The sequence below is a fragment of the Nonomuraea sp. NPDC049158 genome, assembly GCF_040648335.1.
Classification (GTDB): domain Bacteria; phylum Actinomycetota; class Actinomycetes; order Streptosporangiales; family Streptosporangiaceae; genus Nonomuraea.
The window spans coordinates 246,324-264,630 of the sequence record NZ_JBEZDM010000010.1; the positions used below are offsets into that span (position 1 = coordinate 246,324).

Here is an 18,307-nt window from a genome sequence, read left to right on the forward strand (position 1 = left end):
CGACTAGATTGCATGCCAGCCATGACAGACATGAATGCCTTCGACACCGTCGCGCTCCGCCTCTTCGACGAGGTGGCCAAGAGCGGGTCGTTCACCGCCGCCGCCGAGCTGCTCGGATACACCCAGTCGGCCGTCTCGCGGCGCATCGCCGCCCTTGAACGGGCCACCGGCGGGCCGCTCTTCGAACGGCTGGCCAGGGGCGTACGGCTGACACCGGCGGGCGTGGCGCTGCACCGGCACGCCGTCGCGGTGCTCGACCGGCTCGACCGTGCGTGCGAGGAGCTGACCGCGATCCACGGCGGCAGCGGCGGCACGCTGCGGGTCGGCGCGTTCGCCACGGCCAACGTCGATCTCGTGCCCGTGACGCTCAAGCGGTTCGCCGAGCGCCGGCCGGAGGTCGGGCTGCGGCTGGTCGAGGGGCTGACGACGCGGCTGAGGGAGCGGCTGCAGGCGGGCGCGCTGGACGTCGCGGTGATCAGCGACTATCCCGCCGGGCTGCCCGCCGACGGCGGCCGGATCGTGCCGCTGCGCGAGGACCGGCTGCTGGTGGCGCTGCCGCGCGCGCACCGGCTGGCCGCCGAGCCCGAGGTGGACCTGCGCGACCTGGCCGACGAGACGTGGATCGAGGCCGCGCCGCGCGGGCAGCCGACGCTGCTGGTCACCGCCTGCGCCGCCGCCGGGTTCACCCCGCGCAGCGGGCTGCGGGTGGCCGAATGGACGGGCAAGTTCGGCTGCGTCGCCGCCGGGCTCGGGGTGACGCTGGTGCCGGAGCTCGCGGCCCGGGCCGTACCCGCCGATCTGGTGTTGCGGCCCCTGAGGGGATTGGTGCCGGCGCGCAAGGTGTACGCGGCCCTGCCCGAGGTGCCGCTGCCGTCCGCGCGGGAGTTCGTCCGATTGCTGGGAGAATGGCAGGTGTGTACGACGGCTTCGCCTCCGTAGGCAACCTCCTCGCCACCGGCCTGCGCGACCTGACGACCGACCTGGCCGCGCTCGACGGCGACGGCTGGTGGGCGGTGGTGGTCGACTACGAGGGCGTCGACAAAGAGGGAAAGGTGACGTGCGCCCGCTTCGACCACGTTCGCCGGGCGCCCCTGCCCACCCCCAGCACCCCGTGGCACGGCCCCGCCCCCGACCGGTGGCACAGCTCCCTCGACCAGGCCGCCTACGAGCGCGGGGTCCAGACCATCCGCGACTACATCGAGCGGGGCGAGGTCTACCAGGCCAACCTCTGCCGCGTCCTGACCGCGCCGCTGCCCCACGACGCCGACCCGCTGGCCCTGGCCGCCCGCCTGGCCACCGGCAACCCGGCCCCCTACGCGGCCGTCGTCCAGGTGCCCGGATTGAGCGTGGTGTCGGCCTCGCCCGAGCTGTATCTGTCGCGCGAGGGGGACTTGATCGAGTCAAGACCGATCAAGGGTACCGGCGCGACAGCGGACGACCTGCTGGAGAAGGACTACGCTGAGAACGTCATGATCGTCGACCTGGTCCGCAACGACCTCGGCCGGATCGCCGCCGTCGGCTCCGTCGAGGTGCCGTCGCTCTGCGCCGTCGAGGAGCATCCCGGGCTGGTCCATCTGGTGTCGACCGTACGGGCCAGGCTGGCGCCGGGAGCCGGCTGGCCGGAGCTGTTCGCGGCGACCTTCCCGCCCGGTTCGGTCACCGGCGCGCCCAAGTCGTCCGCGTTGCGCATCATCAATGAGCTCGAACCGGAGCCGCGCGGGCCGTACTGTGGGGCCGTGGGCTGGGTCGACGCCGACCGTCGACGGGCGGCGCTGGCCGTGGGCATCCGTACGTTCTGGATCGAAGCAGGCGAGATCCGCTTCGGCACGGGCGCGGGCATAACCTGGGGCAGCGATCCCCGGCGTGAATGGCTCGAGACCGAGCTGAAGGCGTCCAGGCTCATCGCACTGGCATCCTCAGGAGGAAATAGATGACCACCCCTGTCTGGGTCAACGGGGAACTGATCGACCCCGCGCAGGCGACCGTCTCGGTGTTCGACCATGGGCTGATGGTCGGCGACGGAGTCTTCGAGACCATCAAGATCGTGCACGGTGGGGCGTTCGCGCTGACCAGGCACCTCGACCGGCTCGCGCTGTCGGCCCAGCGCATGGACCTGCCCGAGCCCGACCTCGGGGCCATCGAGGACGGCGTCGGCAAGTGCCTGGCCGCCGCCCCCGACTGGCCGCTCGGCCGCATCCGCATCACCTACACCAGCGGCCCGGGCCCGCTCGGCTCCGACCGCGGTGACCAGGGCACCACCTCGATCGTGATCGTCGACGAGCAGAAGCCGTTCCCCGGCACCGCCAACGTCACCGTCGTCCCCTGGCCGCGCAACGAGAACGGCGCCCTGGCCGGCGTCAAGAGCACCTCCTACGGCGACAACGCCAAGGCCCTGGCCCACGCCAAGGCGCGCGGTGGCGGCGAGGCCATCTTCGGCAACCTCGCCGGCAACCTGTGCGAGGGCACCGGCTCCAACATCTTCATCGTCCGCGACGGGCGGCTGCTCACCCCGACCCTCGCCTCCGGCTGCCTGGCCGGCGTCACCAGGGCGCTGGTGCTCCAATGGTGCGGCGGCGAGGAGATCGACGTACCGCTGTCGGCCCTCTACACCGCCGAGGAGGCGTTCCTGACCTCCACCACCCGCGACATCCAGCCGATCAGGCTCGTCGACGAGACCGAGCTGCCGGTGGCGCCGGGGCCGATCACCGCGAAGGCGATGCGGATCTTCGCCGAGCACGCCGCCGCCGACCTCAACCCCTGAGCGGATGGCCGTCGATACACCCCGGCCGGGCGACCCGCTGCGGCTCGGCGGCTATCTGATCGTGGGCCGGCTCGGGCAGGGCGGGCAGGGCGTTGTCTACCTGGCCGAGAAGCCGGGTGGCGAGCGAGTGGCGATCAAGGTGATGGCGGGCGGCATGGCGGGCGGCGTCGATCGCACGGCGCAGCGGGAGCTCGCCGCGGCCAGGCAGGTCGCCGAGTTCTGCACGGCCCGGGTGATCACCGCCGACCTCGACCACGACCCGCCCTACGTCGTGAGCGAGTACATCGACGGCCCCTCTTTGGAGGAGGTCGCGCCCCTGCGCGGCACGCCCCTCACCCGCCTGGCCATCGGCACGGTCACCGCGCTGACCGCCATCCACCGGGCGGGCGTGGTGCACCGCGACTTCAAGCCGGGCAACGTGCTGATGGCCCAGGACGGGCCGAGGGTCATCGACTTCGGCATCGCCCGGCTCGCCGGGCTCACCGCGACCAAGAGCGGGCTGGCCGGGACGCCTCGCTACATGGCGCCCGAGCAGTTCGGCGACGGGCCCGTCGGGGCGCCGGCCGACGTGTTCGCCTGGGGCTCCACGATGGCGTACGCGGCCACCGGGCAGGCGCCGTTCGGCGGGGACACGATCGCCGCGGTCGCCTACCGGATTCTGCAGGGCGAGCCCGACCTGGGCGATCTGGCCGAGCCGCTGCGCGGGATCGTCGCGCGCTGCCTGGACAAGGACCCCGCGGCCCGTCCCACGGCGCGCGGCATCCTGCTGGAGCTGCTCGGCGAGGAGCGGCGCTCGGAAGAGGCCGACGTGCTCGAGCAGGGGGCGCTGGCGGCGGCCGACACCTTGGTGGCCGGGCCGCCGTCGCCCTTCGGCACCGCGCGGGCGCTGATGGCGCGCAGGAAGATGCTGGCCGGGGCGGGCCTCGCGGCGACGGCGCTGCTGGTCAGCGGGGTGCTGCTCTGGGAGCGGGCGGCCGGCCGCGCACCCGTCACACCGGCCGCCGCCACCGGCACACCGTCATCGACGACCACCGGCGCGACCGAGTCCATGGTCCCCCCGCCGCCGGCCAAGCGCGCGGAGCTGGTCGCGGCCGTGGAGGCGGCGACCATCGTGACGCCGCTGGCCGACTTCACCTACTCGGGTGGCCTGAGCGAGAGCGCGTACGCCGGCGAGGCCCGAGGCCAGCTCGTGTTCGGCGCGAGCGATGGCACCACCACGGACTTCGACATGCGGGTCCAGTCGGTCGGCGACAGCCGGCAGGTGGTCGTCATAGAGAGCTCCGACACCCCGGCGGTCTTCCTGGACGGCAAGCCGGTGAAGGGCAAGGAGGCGTCGGAGGCGCTCTACTTCGCCGAGATGCTCCCTGTGACCGCGGGGATCGGCGCCCTGCTCGACGTGATCAGCCTGACGCCGCGGATCAGCGCGGAGGGGCGGTCCTACTCCGGCTCCCTGGTGACCAGCAAGGGCCCGCGGGCCCTGCAGGACAAGATCTCGGAGATCACCGGCGGGTGGACCGTCGACGATCTCGCCGACACCCAGCTCACCTGGAAGCTGAAGCTGGACCCGCGCGACAGGCCGGTCTTCTTCGACCTGTCCTGGCGCGCGCTCAACGCCAACATCCGGCTGGCCTCCTCCTTCGCCACCACCTACAGCAACTGGCGGGCGGGGACCATCACGGCACCTCAGTAGGACTTCTGGGTCTGGACGTTGAAGTCGTCCATCTTGACCTGCTTGGCCGGGTCGGTCAGCGGATCCTTGATCTCGATGACGTCCAGGCCGCCCCGGATGTCACTGGAGTAGATGTAGCCGTTGTAGTAGTAGGCCGACCAGGACCCCGCGACGCCGTCGAACGGGGGCGGATCGAAGTAGCCGATCTCCTTGGCGTTCGCGGAGTCGGTGAAGTCCCAGATCGACACGCCGCCCTGATACCAGGACTGGACCATGATGTCCTTGCCCGGCACCGGGAGGAGTGAGCCGTTGTGGGCGACGCAGTTCTCGTCCTGCTCCTGCTCGCGCGGGATCTTGAAGTAGCCGCGCCGCTCCAGTTGCCCGTTGGTGAGGTCGTAGATCGCGTCCGCGCCCTTGGTCCGCGGTGTGTCCCGGTCGCAGGTCGGCGCGGAGCCGCCGCCCAGCTCGTCGCTGAACACCACCTTGGTCGCGTCGTTGTTGAACGTCGCCGAATGCCAGAGCTGGAAGTTCTCCTCGTCGCGTATCCGCTGGAGCAGCTTCGGATTGACCGGGTCGGAGATGTCGAGCAGCACGCCGTCGCCGAAGCAGGCGGCCGCGGCCAGCTTCTTCTCCGGGTACGCCGTGATGTCGTGGCACCCGGCGCCCGTCTCCTCGCGGTCCGGGAAGAAGTTCGGCCTTGCCACGACCTTGGCGGCCTTGGGGTCTTTGGTGGGGATCTCCACGACCTGGAGGAGTTCGTGCGGCGGCGGGCAGGTGTCCGACTCCGGCTCGGGGCCGGGCGAGGACACGTACACGTACAGCGTCTCCCCGTCGGGGATCATCGTGTGCGTGTGCGAGCCGCAGTCGGTCGCGACGGCCGAGACGTACTTCGGGTTCTTCTTGTCGCTGACGTCGAAGATCCGCAGCCCTTCCCAGGCCTGGCTCTTCGTCGTGGAGGCGCAGCTCTCGTCGCTGCGCGGCTCGTCGATCGACAGGATCAGCAGGTCGCCGTAGATCGAGACGTCGTTCTGCTGCGCCGGGCAGGCCACCTGGCTGACGGTCTTGGGCTTGGTCGGGTCGCTGATGTCGTAGATCGAGAACCCGCCGAAGTTGCCCACGTACGCGTAGTCGCCCTGGAAGGCCAGGTCGGTGTTCCAGTCCATGGCGCCGTTGAGCGGAGCCGTGCGGGGCACGTGGGCGACCTGCTTGACGTTCGGGCTCGTCTTCGCGTCACCGGTCGGCTGGGCGGTGGTGAGGGGCTCGCCCCCGTCTCCGGAGGGTTCCTCACCTCGCGGACCGGTGCTGCACGCGGCCACCAGCAGGAGCGCCGCGCACGCCGCCGCCACCCGTACCTTTCCGAAGATCACGCACTTCCCTCTCGTTCCTGGGTCACTATGGAAGCTATGTCAGAAAGGTCCCGATCGCGTGCGCTCATTCTCGCAGTCCTGGCGGCACTCGTGCTGCCCGTGCTGTCGGCGTGCGCCCAGGAGGCGGAGCAGCCGTCCGCGATCGGCACCGACGCTCCGGTGATCGTCCCACAGGGCCCCGGCACCCCTGCGCGCACGGCCACGCCCGGCGAACGCCTGGGCCGGCCGCCGCCCGCCCCGACCGCCGCCGACGTCCGCTTCGCCGAGGGGATGATCCCGCACCACCGGCAGGCGCTGGAGATGACCGGCCTGGTCAAGGACCGTACGACGACACCGGCCGTACGCCGCTTCGCCGAGCAGATCGCCAGTGCGCAGCGCCCCGAGATCACCGTCATGTCCTCCTGGCTCGCCTCCCTCGGCCGCCCGGTCCCCGACGACCACGCTCACGGCCCCGAGGGCTACGGCATGGCCACCCTGGAGGAGATGAACGCCCTGCGGGCGGCCCGCGCGGCCGCCTTCGACCGCCTGTTCCTGCAACTCATGGTCAGACACCACGGGGGCGCCCTGAAGATGGCCGGCGAAGAGCTCTCCGCCGGCACGGACCAGCCGATGAGGCGCATGGCGAGAGACGTCTACTCGGGCCAGAGCATCGAGATTACGAGAATGAAAGCGGCGCTGGCGGAGATCACCCAATAATCCCAGCAAACCATCAGGAACCAGACATACCGTCAATGGTCATGTCGGCCTATGGTCATGTCGGCAATGGCGCGGACCTCGGGCGTGCGGCGGCTCAGGTTCACCAGACCCCCGCCTAATGATCAGACCCCGGCCCAATCCCCGGACCGGGGTCAAGAATGCGCACGTAACGGCGCCAGGCCACCTCCACTGGAGGAGCGTGCCCCTGGACAGACCCCAGCCCTGTGCGGCGCCTGGGGCTCACCGTGCCGGCCGTAAAAGATCGAAAAGAAGTCAGCTCGGCCAGAGCATATTGGTGAGTTCGGCGTCGAGATCCATGAAGTCGGTCTCGCGACCGGCGGGCACCTTCTCGTAGGTGCGGTGGAGGAACTCGGTCAGCGGCGCCAGCGGCACCTCGAACAGTGCCTGGCCGAACGGCGAGGTCAAACTGATGTGCAGGGTGCGTTCGCCGTCGGCGCGTGCGGGCCATACCTGCACGTCGCCGTCGCCGACGCGTCTCACGATGCCAACTGTCAGCAACTCACGGGCAAAGATCCACTCGACCGGTTCGTCGTTCCCTACGTGGAAGGCCATGCGGATGGCGTACGGGTCGTCGGCCGTGTAACTCAGTCCGGCGAGCAGGGGGACGGTAGTACGGTCGGGGACCACAAGCCGAAGGCCAAGCTCGGCGGAGACGGTGGTGCTGTTCATCGTCAGCCAAACCTTTTCGTCGAAGGTCCCCTCTTCGGGGCTATCACTGCTCTGACGGACTTCGTCCTGAGCTATCACGCGGAACGAAGAAACCTGTAGGAAAGATTCCGCTCCTAGGCCCTTCTGTAACGCACATCACAGCTGGACATTTAGGCATCTACCTGGCTAAACGGCATCAATCGGGTCGTATTTACAAGGGTTTTGCGTGTTCGTGGAGCCTGTTCCGGGGGGCCTACCAAGAACGTTCCTTGAGAAAAGATCACGATCGGCACCTACCGGAACACGACGATGGTATGCCAACGAGCCGTCACGCCGATGGGCAACCGCACCCTTTCCCCGAATCACCCTCCGTGCCTCCCGCCGCTTCGCCACCAGGTCCCGGAGTGCGGTATGGTTTTCCCGTCGGCGCCGCAAGGGGCCGCAGGGCGGGCGATTAGCTCAGCGGGAGAGCGCTTCGTTCACACCGAAGAGGTCACTGGTTCGATCCCAGTATCGCCCACCACGCTCGTCGCAGGTCAGAGGCTCGCTACTCGTCATGAGGAGCGGGCCTCTTCTCATGCGTGCCCCGGCAGCGCTTAAGACGTAGCGCCGCACGGTCAGCGGATGGTGGCCGACGATCACGGGTGACCGGATGTGGACACCGACCCGGTGAGCCCGAGACGCCTTCGGTGAACCGAGACCCCCTGTGGGCCGAGACGCCCCGCCCACGCCCAAGATGGACAGGGCGTCTTCACGGCGCGCTGCTACTTGGCGGCGTCGACGAGGTTGACGATGGCAACCGCGGCGCGGAAGTGCTTGTTGCGGCCGAGATCGCCGATGGTCTTGATGTTGAACGCCTTGGCCAGCGACTCGGCGTCGGCGTCGCTCACCCCGGCGAGCGCGCTCACCGGGGCGGCGGGCAGCTTCTCCAGCTCGTACTTCTCGAATGCCTTGTCGAGCAGCTTGTCGAGATTGGCGTTGGTCGTCATGGCGCACCTCCGTGTGGTGATCGGACTGCGGGTCACTGCATCTCCCACGGGGAGGTTTTCAGCCTTGTCGTGATCCGCCCTGGAACGACCCGGCCACCTTTCCTGGTCATGAGAGTGGCTTGCCGAATCGCTGGAACCGGTGGCGGACGACCTCCGGTCATACGGTCAGGGCTTGGCGGACATCGGGTTCGGCCCGCGCGCCCGGCAAATCGTTTGAGGCGAGGTGGCGCGGACGTGAATGATGGGATCATGGAGTTTCGCGAGGCCGGCGGCCGCGTTCCAGCACGCCGGGAAGTCCTGGTGGAGCTGCACGGCTCGCTGGATCGTCGATACCGGCCCGAGGACGTGGCCGACCTGGTGCTGCGGGCTCTGGACGGCAGCGTGTCGCGCCGTGAGCGGGTGCTGCTGGAGCGGGCGGCCAAGCACTCGGCCCGTCGACAGGGCTGGTTCTCCTCGATGTCAGCCGACTTCGCCCGGCCGGTCGGCGGCGCCCGTCAGGTCGCTGCCGCCACCCGGCTGTTCGACCGGACCGTTGAAGTCGACCCGGACGATCCGGCGTCGTTTCCGGATGCCGCGCCGGATCGCCGCCAAGACCGCCACGCTCGGCATCGAGCAGGACAAGCGTCGCCTGCTCATGGTGGGCGTCACCGGGTTCGGCACCGACATCCCGCTGGAGCGGTGTACGGCCGACAGCGACTGGTGGCTGATCGCTCAGGTCCGTACCTCCCCGGACGTGCTGAAACGCCTGAGCCCGGTCGGCGAGGCCTCCATCGGCTTGGCCGTGAGGATCCGGGCAGAGCGCGTGTTGGGCTGGCAAGCTCAGGTGCTCAGGCAGTTCGTCCAAGGTGGCATGGGAGAGCCCGCCGCGGCACATCAGAAGCGCCGCTCCGGTTCCCGAGCCCCGTGGTCGGCGGGCTCGGTCCTGGGCGCCGGGTGGTGCGGGACGGCGGGGTCGGCCGGGAGGCGGACGGTGAACACCGCGCCCGCGCCCAGCCGCCCGTCCGCCGTGATCGTGCCGCCGTGCCCGTCCACCACCTCCCGTACGAGGGCCAGCCCCAGCCCGAAGCCCTGGCCGACGAACCGGGTGAACAGCCGCTCGGAGTCGGCCGGATCCAGGCCCACCCCGTCGTCCCGCACCGTGAGCTCCACCACCTCCGGGCCGCCGACGACCGTCACCCAGATGTGCCCGCCCGCACTCGTGTGGTTGAGCGCGTTGTCCAGCAGCGCGGAGATCACCCGGCGCAGGGCCGACTGCGCACCGCGTACGAGGTGGGCGTCGAGGCCCTGGCGGTGCACCTCGATCGTCACGCCGTGCGCCGCCGCGCGGGCCGCCTCGGCCACGGCCAGTTCCTCGGCCAGCGCCGCCAGGTCCACGGGGACGAACGGCCGGTGCGGCTGCCTGAACTGGGCCGACACCAGCAGGTCCTCGACCACCTCGCCCAGCTGGCGGCTGCCGGTGACCAGCTGGTCGACCTCGTCGATGACCAGGATCGGGTCGGTGCCGCGCCGCAGCTGGCGGGCCACGAGCTGGGCGCGGGTGTGCAGGCGGGTCAGCGGGGTGCGCAGCTCGTGGCTGACGTCGGCGGCGAACCTGCGCTGGCGGGCCAGGGCCTCGCCCAGCGGCGCGATCGCCCGGCGGGCGAGGACCTGGCCGATCAGCAGCGCGGCCAGCAGCCCGGCGAGTTCGGCGGCGGCGATCGTGCGCAGCAGGCGTTGCCGTTCGGCGGCCTGGTAGCGAAGGTCGATGACCGCCTGGGCCGCCACGTCGCCGCGCCGCTCGGTGCGTACGAGATAGCTCTGCCCGGCCAGCTCGGCCTGGGTGACCTGCGGTTCGCCGCCGGCGGCGGCCAGGTACAGCGCGGCGCGCAGGGGGAGCGCCGCAGGTGCCCCTGGGGAGCTCTGTACGGTGCCGTCACGCAGCTCGAACAGCCACATGCAGGGGGGAGGGTGCGCGACGGAGCCGTGTTGCGTGGCGGCGGCCAGGTCACGCCGTGCGGAGGCGCTCTGGTCGCCCACGGTGACGCAGTAGACCATCATCCCGAAGAGCGCGAGCACCACCGAGATCGCCCCCGCCACCTGCACGGTGACCCGGCGGCGGGCCCGGTTCAGCAGAGGCCGCCCCGGATCGGCGACCAGTTGCCCCCTCACAGCTCACCCAGGCGGTAGCCCACGCCTCGTACGGTGCTGACGATGCCCGCCCCCAGCTTGCCGCGCAGGTAGTACACGTAGGTGTCCACGATCGCCTCGGTGCGGGCGCCGTCGAAGACCCGCTGCCGCAGCGAGGCGCGCGTGTGCACCTGCCGGGGCCGGATCGCCAGCGCGTGCAGCAGCCGCGCCTCCTGACCGGACAGGGTCACCTGCTCGCCGGTCGGCAGCCGTACGGTGTGAGCCTCCGGATCCAGCCAGCCCGCGCCGATGGGCAGCAGGCCGGCCTGGTCCAGGTTCCTGCGGTGCAGCGCCCGTACCCTGGCCAGCAGCTCGTCGATCTCGAAGGGCTTGACCAGGTAGTCCTCGGCGCCCGCGTCGAGCCCGGTGACCCGGTCGGCGACCGTGCCGAAGGCGGTCAGGACGAGCACCGGCACGGTGACGGCCCGCCGGCGCAGCCGCCGCAGCAGGTCGATGCCGTCGACCACCGGCAGGCCCCGGTCGACGATCATGGCGTCGTAGGCGCGGCTCAGGCCCAGGTGCAGGCCACGCTGCCCCTCCAGGGCCAGGTCGACCGTGTACCCCTCATCGGTGAACAGGTCCACCAGCATGTGCCCGAGCTCGCGGTCATCCTCCACGAGCAGCAGCCGGCGGGAGGGGGAGCCGGCCGTGCTCGATGTCCCAGCCACGGATCAACCGTTGCATCACCGCCGCAGAATTACCAGGGTCCCGACAAGTGTTGACATTTCAGGAAATGGTGGGCTGGGCGGAGGCTGTCTGCTCCTCCAGAGGGCGGGGCTGTTCGGGGTCGGTTCTCCTGGCCTGCTCGAGACGTTCGGGCAGCGCCAGCTTGTAGAGCGGCAGGGCGCCCGCGGTCGTGATGACGGCCACGAGCACCAGCATGGCGAACAGCTCCGGCGTGATCATGCCCTGTGCCAGGCCGATGTTGATGAAGATGAGGATCATCAGCCCTCGCGCGTTCATGAGCGCGCCCACCGCGTACGACTCGCGCCAGCCGAACCCCATCGCCCTCATCGACAGCGAGCAGCCGAAGTACTTCCCGCTGAAGCCCGCCACCAGGATCAGCGCGAACGCCAGCAGCATGGCGCCCCCGGCGATGCCGTTGAGATGGGTGTTCAGCCCCGAGAAGGTGAAGAAGACCGGCAGCAGCAGCGTCGAGACGACGTCCATCATGCGGCCGTGCAGCACCTGACGGAAGGCCGGGTCGCGGGGCATGGCCAGTCCGGCGATGAAGCCGCCGAAAACCGCGTACACACCGATCCAGTCGGTGAGCCAGCCCGCCGTGAGCGGTACGAGGATGACGACGTACATGGCGCCCGGACCGAGCCGGCCGGTTCGCGCGAGACCGCGGCCCAACGGACGCAGCAGCCGGGCGACCACCGTCAGCATCACCACCGCGAAGACCGTGGCCAGGCCGATGGTGCGCAGGGCGCCGCCGGAGCCCGAGCCGAGGTGGATCGCCGACAGCACCGCGAGGATGCACCATGCCAGGGCGTCGTCGATGGAGGCCGCGATCAGGGTGAGCCGGCCGAGCGGGGAGTTCTCCAGCTTCCGCTCGTACAGGATTCTGGCCAGCATGGGGAAGGCGGTCAGCGACAGCGCGCCCCCGACGAACAGGGCGAACTCCCACCGGCTGACGTCCGGGCGGGAGAGCACGTCCCACAGGAGCAGGCCGGTGCAGGAGCCCAGGAGCAGGGAGGGCAGGATGCCCGAGACGGCCAGCAGCGAGCCCCGGCGGATCTCGCCCGGCGAGCGCGCGCTGTGGTCCAGCCCGGCGCCGACCAGGAACATGTACAGCGTCAGCCCGATGGTGCTCAGCACGTACAGGACCGGCCGGACCTCCTTGGGGAACAGGGCGGCCTGAGCCTCCGGGAACAGCCAGCCGAACAGGGTCGGGCCGAGCAGGACGCCGGCCACCATCTCGCCGAGGACCCGCGGCTGCATGACCATCAGCGCCAGCCGGCCGCACACGCCCGCGGTCAGCAGGATGACGACCAGGGCGGGCAGCACCTTGAGGATCAGTTCGAGGTTCGGGTCGCCGCCGGCGACCAGGGCCATCGTGGGCATACCATTCCTCCGCTCGTAATCCGGACGATCGGTTGGGGGACCAGCTGGCTGGCCGGGCCGGTCAGTGGGTGACCGGCCGGTCGGGGCGATCAGTGGGTGACCGGCCGGCTCTCATCCGCGAAGTGGCGCTCGCACAGCCGCTGCCTGCGCGCGTCCCAGACCATGTACGTGCCGAGGACCAGCTGGACGAGGCTGCGCCAGACGTCCTCCCAGCGGTCCCTGAACCGTACGAACAGCAGCAGCGGCCGGTGGGCGGCACTCCCGCGGGCGTAGCGCGGGGTGAGCAGGCACGGCCCCCGGTTGGGCAGGGACCGGGTGTGGGAGGCGGTGGAGTCCAGGGCGTACAGGCGCAGGATCTCCTCCGCCGCGACCCGCATGGCGATCGGCGCCAGCCGCCAGGCCGGGCACGGCCGGTTGGCGGCGACGCCGAACGGGATGTGGTTGAGCTCACGGACCACCGTCCGGTGGGGACGGGGGTGGGCCGGGTCTGGGTGGGATTGGGCCGGTTCGAAGTGGTCAGGGTGATCGCGGGCCGGGTTGAGGCGGTCGGGGTGGAAACGAGCCGGGTCGGACCGGTCAGGGTCGAAGCGGCTGGGGTCGAAGTGGTCGGGGTCGGTGAAGCCCGCGCGGTGGAACTCCGGGTAGTTGAAGCACAGCACCGAGCCGGCCGGGATCACCGTGCGCTCGTCCAGCGGGATGTCGCCGGTCGTGACGCGGTGGGCGATGCCGAAGAGCGGATAGAGCCGCAGCGTCTCCGCGATCACCTGGTCCAGGTAACGCGGGCCGCCCGTCAGCGCCCTCGCCTGTACGTCCGGATGCTGCGCGAGGACCATCAGCAGGTGGGCCATGGCCTCCGACAGCTGGACGACCGCGGTGTTGAAGAAGGCCCCCTGGAGGTAGAGCGCCTGCTCCTTGGCCGACAACCCCTCGGGCAGCGGATGCCGCACCAGGGGCAGCCGGTCCATGAGGTACCGGGTCAGCCGGTCGCGCCGGTCCATGTGCCGCAGGCCGCAGCACTTGAGCGAGGTGACGACGTCGTTCGCGTTGCCCACGATCAGGTCGCGGGCCGTGCGCGGGCATGGCCTGCCGAAGACCAGCGCGTACGAGAACTCCGCCCAGAGCGGCATCGTCAGGTCGCGCAGCCGGACCAGCCCGCGCGCCTCCCGCAGCGTCCGGGTGACGCAGCGGCGGGTCAGCTCCTCCGCCTCCGTACGCGGTAGGGACAGGAAGCCGCGTGTGGCCCGGGCGACGGCGTCATACCGTTCGCCCGCTTCCAAGTGCTCCTGGTGTATCTCGGGGCCGGGTGCCAGCCAGTACCAGAACAGGTCCGACAGGGCGGCGCCCTTGCTCCGGCCACCGGCCGCCGGATGGGAGTAGACCTCCTTGAACCGCTCGATCCCGACCAGATCGCCGGGCACGGGGATGCCCTCGTCCCCGTTGACCCGGTTGAAGACCCGTACACGCAGCGCCACGACCCGGCCCGGCAACCACCACGGCAGGCTCAGCACCGCGACGACGGCGACCGCCGCGACCACTGCGGTCAAAATCCCGGTCACCACGGCCGTCGCACCATCCCCGGTTCGAGCTCGTCGATCGACGCGCAGCCGCACAGCGTGAGCGCCCGCTCGACCTCCGTACGCAGCAGGCTGAGCACCCGCCCCGCGCCCCGCTCGCCGTCCGCCGCCAGCCCCCAGATCACCGGACGGCCCAGCGCGACCGCGGCGGCGCCCAGCGCCAGCGCCTTCAGCACGTCGGTGCCACGCCGGACACCCCCGTCCAGCAGCACCGGTACGGCTCCGCCCACGGCGCGGACGATGTCCGGCAGCAGATCGACAGCGGCCGGGACCGTGTCGAGCTGCCGGCCGCCGTGGTTGGAGACCAGGAGCGCCGAGACGCCGTGCTCGAGCGCCAGGCGTACGTCGGCGGGATGGGCGACGCCCTTGAGCGCGATCGGCAGCGCCGTCATCTCCCTGAGCCGGTCGATGTGCGCCCAGGAGATCTCCGGTGACATGACGATCGGCCGCACCCGCGCGCCGTCGCGCAGGTTCTCGCAGCACAGGCCCTCGGGCAGGTCGTGGAAGCCGTTGTGCCGGTCCCGTGGCCGCGCTCCCAGGGTGGGGGAGTCCACGGTGACGACCAGCGCCGTGCAGCCGGCCGCCTCGGCGCGCCGGACGAGGGTCTCGGTGAAGGCCAGGTCCGGCTGGATGTAGAGCTGGAACCAGAGCTCGGCCTCGGGCGCCGCCGCGGCCACGTCCTCGACGGCGACCGTGGCCGCCATCGAGACGATCATGATCGTCTCGGCGGTGGCGGCGGCCCGCGCCGTGGCCCGCTCGCCCTCGGGGTCGGCCAGCCGGTGGAACGCGGTCGGCGCCACCAGCACGGGCATGGCCGCGCGGCTGCCCAGCACAGTGACGCCGAGCTGGAGCTTCCCGGTGCCGCGCAGCACCCGCGGCACCAGCGCCAGCCGGTCGAACGCCGCCTCGTTGGCCCGCAGCGTGACCTCGTCACCGGCCCCGCCGGCGAAGTAGTCGTAGTGCGCGGGATCGAGACGCGCACGGGCCACGGCCTCGAACTCGCCGAGCGTAGCCATCTCACCGGCCTCGGACTCGCTGAGCGTGTCCATCTCGCCGACCTTGAACCCGCCGAGCGCGTCCAACTCGCCGGCCGCGGACTCGCCCAGCGCGTCCATCACGCGGGCACCGAGGCGGCCTGGCGGGCGAAGAAGGCCCGCAGCGGCGCGAGGTGCACCTCCGGGGAGGTCCAGTCGTTCTCCAGGTTCTCGGTGATGTGGTGCACGGCGGCCGGGGCGCCGGACCGGTGATGCCGTACCACCGGATGCAGGTAGTGGCCCTCGTGGGCGCGTGCGGAGTCGCTCTGCCGGATCCGGCCGACCGCGATGTCGAAGGGGTCGACCTTGTCGTGTTCCGGCCCGTACTCCAGGGTGATCGCGAAGTGGCCGGCGTCGCCGATCGGCGGGCCCGCCAGATCGACCGGCAGCTCCTCCAGGTAGCGGGCCCCGCCCCGGCCGTCGGGGACGATGACGTCGGCCAGCAGCCCGAACTGCTGCCACAGCGCCGAGGAGCGGTTGACCCGGTCGAGCACCGCCGCCGCCATGGCCTCCGGGTCGGCCGAGAGCTCGCGGCCGGGCCACGGGACGCCGTGGTACCTGTGCTCCAGGATGCGGTGCAGCGCGCGGGTGCCGTACCTGAAGCCGTGGATGAACCCGCTGGTGCCGCGCTTGAAGTCGCGGGACTGCGTCAGCGTCCCGGCGAAGTAGAGGCCGGGCACGCTGACCGACTCGTAGGCGGGGGTGAGCGCCGGGAAGCGGTCCTGGATCATCAGCTCCGGACGGCACCCGTTGTCGAAGATCGAGGCGTCGAACCGGAAACCGGTGCAGACGATCACCCGGTCGTACGGGATGTCCTTGGTGACCTCGTCGGCGCGGGCGAAGCTCACCGTCACCAGGTACGAGCCGTCGGCCTGCCGCTCGATCCGCTTGACCGAGCCGTCCAGCACCGCGTTCTGGGACTTGAGCTGGTAGGTGTCGAGGAAGTTGTTGTTGACCGCGCGCAGGTGCCCGACGAAGTGGGTGCGCCACGCCATCCGTACGGAGTTCGGGCCCGCGACGTGGATCACCGCGGCGGTCTCGACCAGGTTGTCCGCCGTCTCGAAGGCCGAGTTGCCCTTGCCGATGACGAGCACCCGCTGGTTCACGTAGCCGGACGGGTCGGTCGCGGCCGTGCCATAGGGCTCGGCGGTCTCGATGCCCGGTATCTCCGGGATGTTGGGCCGGGTGACCCCGGTCGCCACGATCAGGCGCTTCGCCTCGTACGTCCGGCCGTGCTCGTCGGCCACCCGGAAGGGGCCCAGGCCCGGCGCGCGGGTGATGTGGACGGCGCGGGCGTCGTGGACGATCCGCAGGCCGCACGCGGCGGCGTAGTCGGCGAGGTAGCGGACCATGTCGTCGGCGGCGGGGAAGTAGCGCTCGCTGTAGCGGGTGAACAGCAGGTCCGGGTCGTCCGACAGCAGGGAGTTCCAGTCCATCCGGAGGTTGAGTTCCGGGTCGGAGGTTCCGTTGTACCTCTTGTTGATCGAGATGAGTGTGCGATGGCGCGGGAAGGTGCGGAAGAACATGCCCGGTGTGGGACCGGCTTCCAGGATCAGGTACGACCGGCTCGCCTTTTCCAGGAAATATCCCAGCTGCAGCCCCGCCGGGCCGGCGCCGATCACCAGATAGTCGAGGGCGTTGTCCGGCACGTAGGCCTCCGTCACAGCGATGTCATGGAACGGACTGTCAGGGAAAGGACCGTCAGGGAAAGGACCGTCAGGGAAAGGACTGTCAGGGAAAGGACGACATCAGTGTTGGCGGGCGATTCTCAGAGAATGCTCAGAGCATCCGCCCGCCGGGCCGGTCCAGCAGGGCGCGCTTGTCCGGTTTGCCGCTGGCGGCGACCGGGACGGCCGGCACCACCGTGATCGTCCGGGGCACGCTGTCGTCGCCGAGCTCGGCGCGTACCAGGGCGGTCAGCGCGTCGCGGCCCGGAGTACGCCCGGCGGCGGGCACCACGAACGCGTGTACGGCCTCCCCGGTCAGCTCGTCCGGCGCCCCGGCCACGTACGCCTCGTCCACGTCGGGATGCCCGGCCAGCACCCGCTCGATCGGACCCGCGTACACCACCATCGCGTTCACCATGATCACATCCCGGCTCCGGCCGACCAGGTGCAGGAAGCCCTCCTCGTCCACGTAGCCCAGGTCGCGGGTGCGCAGCCGCCCGTCGCGCAGCGTGTCGCGGGTCTCCGCCGGCTGTCCCCAGTAGCCGGACATCAGGTACGGGCTGCGTACGTGGATCTCGCCGGTCCGTCCCGTGGCCACCTCCCGGTCATCCTCGTCCCGGACGCTGATCTCGACCCCCGGATGCGGGCGGCCCACCGAGTCGGCGTGGCCTCGGGCGATGTCGGCGGGTGTGAGCATCGCGATGTTGCCCGCCTCGGTCTGGCCGTAGCCCTGGTAGACGACCGGGCCGAGCCGTTCCACCGCCGCCGCCAGCCGGGACGGGCTGATCGGGGAGCCGGAGACCATCAGCGCGCGCAGGCTGCCGACGTCGACCGGGTCGTCCTTGAGCAGCCGGAGCATCTGGTACAGCCGGGGCACGGTGATGATGGAGCCGGTGATCCGGTGGCGCTCGATCGCGTACGGGAAGATCGGCCGCCCGTCGTCCTCCGGGATCACCGCCGTCCCGCCGCCCAGCAGGCACGGCGCCAGGAACTCCATGACGACCATGCTGGCCAGGGTGCCGAACAGCAGGTAGCGCCCGAACGACTCGGCGAGCGCCGCCGCGACCGGGCCCCACACGCGGGGTTGCCACGCCCAGTGCTCGCTCAGCGCGCGGTAGGTGATCGCGCAGCCCTTGGGCCGCCCGGTGCTGCCGCTGGTGAAGGTCAGCGCGGCCACGTCGTCCGGCCGCGCCGTGACGGTGAGGGGACGGCCGTCGTCGGCGCGCGCCAGCAACTCCGCCAAGGACAGGACGGGAAGCGGCCCCTCGGGTGCCGCGCTCGACCCGTCGACCAGCAGGGCGTCGACCCCCATCCCCAGCACGTGGGCGAGCTGCGCGGCCGGGTAGCCGGGCCGGACGCCCACGACGCGGCAGCCCAGCGCGTGCGCGGCCATGTGCGCGGCGAACGCCTCCGGCGACACGGCGGTCCGGATGGCGACGCCCCGGCCGGGCCCGAGCCCGGCAGCGGCCAGCGCGCCGGCCAGCCGGCGGATCATCTCCAGCAGCTCACCCCGTGAGACGGCCCGGGATCCGTGCTCGAACGCCACGCCGCCGGGCGAGTCCCGCAGCGCGTCGAGAAGGGGATGCGGGAACAGCATGGTCGGCTCCTCACCATTGCGGCGGTCGGCTGCGACATGTATCTGGTCATA

General features: G+C 71.0%; 16 protein-coding genes and 1 tRNA gene. 6 read left to right on the top strand and 11 right to left on the bottom strand.

Annotated features, from left to right (window positions below; all coding sequences use genetic code 11):
* Positions 1–21: 21 nt before the first annotated feature.
* From AB0B61_RS23560 to AB0B61_RS23575, 4 genes are read left to right on the top strand one after another with little or no spacing between them, the layout of a single operon-like run.
* Positions 22–939 (top strand): LysR family transcriptional regulator, encoded by a 918-nt coding sequence (locus AB0B61_RS23560; protein ID WP_358435381.1) that lies wholly within the window; start codon positions 22–24, stop codon positions 937–939.
* A complete protein-coding gene (locus AB0B61_RS23565; protein WP_358435383.1) occupies positions 906–1,934 on the top strand; it encodes a chorismate-binding protein in 1,029 nt (342 codons plus the stop codon). The genes AB0B61_RS23560 and AB0B61_RS23565 overlap by 34 nt, the downstream gene beginning before the upstream one ends.
* Positions 1,931–2,761, top strand: a complete 831-nt coding sequence (locus tag AB0B61_RS23570; protein WP_358435386.1) for an aminotransferase class IV — start codon at positions 1,931–1,933, stop codon at positions 2,759–2,761. The genes AB0B61_RS23565 and AB0B61_RS23570 overlap by 4 nt, the downstream gene beginning before the upstream one ends.
* Positions 2,762–2,765: 4 nt before the next feature.
* Positions 2,766–4,451, top strand: coding sequence for a serine/threonine-protein kinase (locus AB0B61_RS23575; RefSeq protein ID WP_358435388.1), 1,686 nt, complete (start codon positions 2,766–2,768; stop codon positions 4,449–4,451).
* Here the strand turns inward: AB0B61_RS23575 and AB0B61_RS23580 are convergent.
* On the bottom strand, positions 4,445–5,797 hold the full coding sequence (locus AB0B61_RS23580; RefSeq protein ID WP_358435390.1) for a hypothetical protein: 1,353 nt from the start codon (positions 5,795–5,797) through the stop codon (positions 4,445–4,447). The genes AB0B61_RS23575 and AB0B61_RS23580 overlap by 7 nt on opposite strands.
* A 36-nt stretch (positions 5,798–5,833) precedes the next feature.
* Here AB0B61_RS23580 and AB0B61_RS23585 point away from each other — a divergent pair, with 36 nt between their 5' ends.
* Complete coding sequence (locus AB0B61_RS23585; RefSeq protein WP_358435393.1) at positions 5,834–6,493, top strand: DUF305 domain-containing protein; 660 nt, start codon at positions 5,834–5,836, stop codon at positions 6,491–6,493.
* 273 nt (positions 6,494–6,766) lie between these two features.
* Here AB0B61_RS23585 and AB0B61_RS23590 read toward each other — a convergent pair whose 3' ends face one another.
* Positions 6,767–7,183 carry an SsgA family sporulation/cell division regulator gene (locus AB0B61_RS23590; protein WP_020547189.1) on the bottom strand — a complete coding sequence of 139 codons (417 nt, stop codon included), beginning with the start codon at positions 7,181–7,183 and terminating at the stop codon, positions 6,767–6,769.
* Between the two features lie 427 nt (positions 7,184–7,610).
* Between AB0B61_RS23590 and AB0B61_RS23595 the strand changes: the two genes are divergently transcribed.
* Positions 7,611–7,685: transfer RNA gene (locus AB0B61_RS23595), tRNA-Val, on the top strand.
* A 241-nt stretch (positions 7,686–7,926) separates the two neighbouring features.
* Here AB0B61_RS23595 and AB0B61_RS23600 read toward each other — a convergent pair.
* The 9 genes from AB0B61_RS23600 to AB0B61_RS23640 all read right to left on the bottom strand — a co-directional run bounded on the left by AB0B61_RS23600 (position 7,927) and on the right by AB0B61_RS23640 (position 18,256).
* A complete protein-coding gene (locus AB0B61_RS23600; protein ID WP_358435395.1) occupies positions 7,927–8,151 on the bottom strand; it encodes a hypothetical protein in 225 nt (74 codons plus the stop codon).
* Positions 8,152–8,610: 459 nt separating this feature from the next.
* The gene (locus tag AB0B61_RS23605) at positions 8,611–8,787 is read right to left on the bottom strand and encodes a hypothetical protein (protein WP_358435398.1); all 177 of its coding nucleotides are present in this window, start codon (positions 8,785–8,787) and stop codon (positions 8,611–8,613) included.
* Positions 8,788–9,024: 237 nt separating this feature from the next.
* Positions 9,025–10,299, bottom strand: a complete 1,275-nt coding sequence (locus AB0B61_RS23610; RefSeq protein ID WP_358435401.1) for a HAMP domain-containing sensor histidine kinase — start codon at positions 10,297–10,299, stop codon at positions 9,025–9,027.
* Positions 10,296–10,985, bottom strand: a complete 690-nt coding sequence (locus tag AB0B61_RS23615; protein WP_358435404.1) for a response regulator transcription factor — start codon at positions 10,983–10,985, stop codon at positions 10,296–10,298. Before AB0B61_RS23615 ends, AB0B61_RS23610 begins: the two co-directional genes overlap by 4 nt.
* Before the next feature lie 58 nt (positions 10,986–11,043).
* Positions 11,044–12,384: a cation:proton antiporter gene (locus AB0B61_RS23620; RefSeq protein WP_358435407.1), complete on the bottom strand. Its 1,341-nt coding sequence runs from the start codon at positions 12,382–12,384 to the stop codon at positions 11,044–11,046.
* An 89-nt stretch (positions 12,385–12,473) separates the two neighbouring features.
* The gene (locus tag AB0B61_RS23625; protein WP_358435408.1) at positions 12,474–13,943 is read right to left on the bottom strand and encodes a cytochrome P450; all 1,470 of its coding nucleotides are present in this window, start codon (positions 13,941–13,943) and stop codon (positions 12,474–12,476) included.
* Entirely contained in the window at positions 13,937–15,073 is a 1,137-nt protein-coding gene (locus AB0B61_RS23630; protein ID WP_358435611.1) for an alpha-hydroxy acid oxidase, read from the bottom strand. Before AB0B61_RS23630 ends, AB0B61_RS23625 begins: the two co-directional genes overlap by 7 nt.
* The gene (locus AB0B61_RS23635; protein WP_358435411.1) at positions 15,073–16,656 is read right to left on the bottom strand and encodes an NAD(P)-binding domain-containing protein; all 1,584 of its coding nucleotides are present in this window, start codon (positions 16,654–16,656) and stop codon (positions 15,073–15,075) included. Before AB0B61_RS23635 ends, AB0B61_RS23630 begins: the two co-directional genes overlap by 1 nt.
* 115 nt (positions 16,657–16,771) lie before the next feature.
* The gene (locus AB0B61_RS23640) at positions 16,772–18,256 is read right to left on the bottom strand and encodes a fatty acid--CoA ligase family protein (protein WP_358435414.1); all 1,485 of its coding nucleotides are present in this window, start codon (positions 18,254–18,256) and stop codon (positions 16,772–16,774) included.
* Between the last annotated feature and the right edge of the window lie 51 nt (positions 18,257–18,307).

Coding starts and splice junctions, on each gene's coding strand:
- AB0B61_RS23560 (WP_358435381.1), top strand. CDS start 22: ATGACAGACATGAATGCCTTCGACACCGTCGCGCTCCGCCTCTTCGAC.
- AB0B61_RS23565 (WP_358435383.1), top strand. CDS start 906: ATGGCAGGTGTGTACGACGGCTTCGCCTCCGTAGGCAACCTCCTCGCC.
- AB0B61_RS23570 (WP_358435386.1), top strand. CDS start 1,931: ATGACCACCCCTGTCTGGGTCAACGGGGAACTGATCGACCCCGCGCAG.
- AB0B61_RS23575 (WP_358435388.1), top strand. CDS start 2,766: ATGGCCGTCGATACACCCCGGCCGGGCGACCCGCTGCGGCTCGGCGGC.
- AB0B61_RS23585 (WP_358435393.1), top strand. CDS start 5,834: ATGTCAGAAAGGTCCCGATCGCGTGCGCTCATTCTCGCAGTCCTGGCG.
- AB0B61_RS23590 (WP_020547189.1), bottom strand. CDS start 7,183: ATGAACAGCACCACCGTCTCCGCCGAGCTTGGCCTTCGGCTTGTGGTC.
- AB0B61_RS23600 (WP_358435395.1), bottom strand. CDS start 8,151: ATGACGACCAACGCCAATCTCGACAAGCTGCTCGACAAGGCATTCGAG.
- AB0B61_RS23605 (WP_358435398.1), bottom strand. CDS start 8,787: ATGAGCAGGCGACGCTTGTCCTGCTCGATGCCGAGCGTGGCGGTCTTG.
- AB0B61_RS23620 (WP_358435407.1), bottom strand. CDS start 12,384: ATGCCCACGATGGCCCTGGTCGCCGGCGGCGACCCGAACCTCGAACTG.
- AB0B61_RS23630 (WP_358435611.1), bottom strand. CDS start 15,073: ATGGACGCGCTGGGCGAGTCCGCGGCCGGCGAGTTGGACGCGCTCGGC.
- AB0B61_RS23640 (WP_358435414.1), bottom strand. CDS start 18,256: ATGCTGTTCCCGCATCCCCTTCTCGACGCGCTGCGGGACTCGCCCGGC.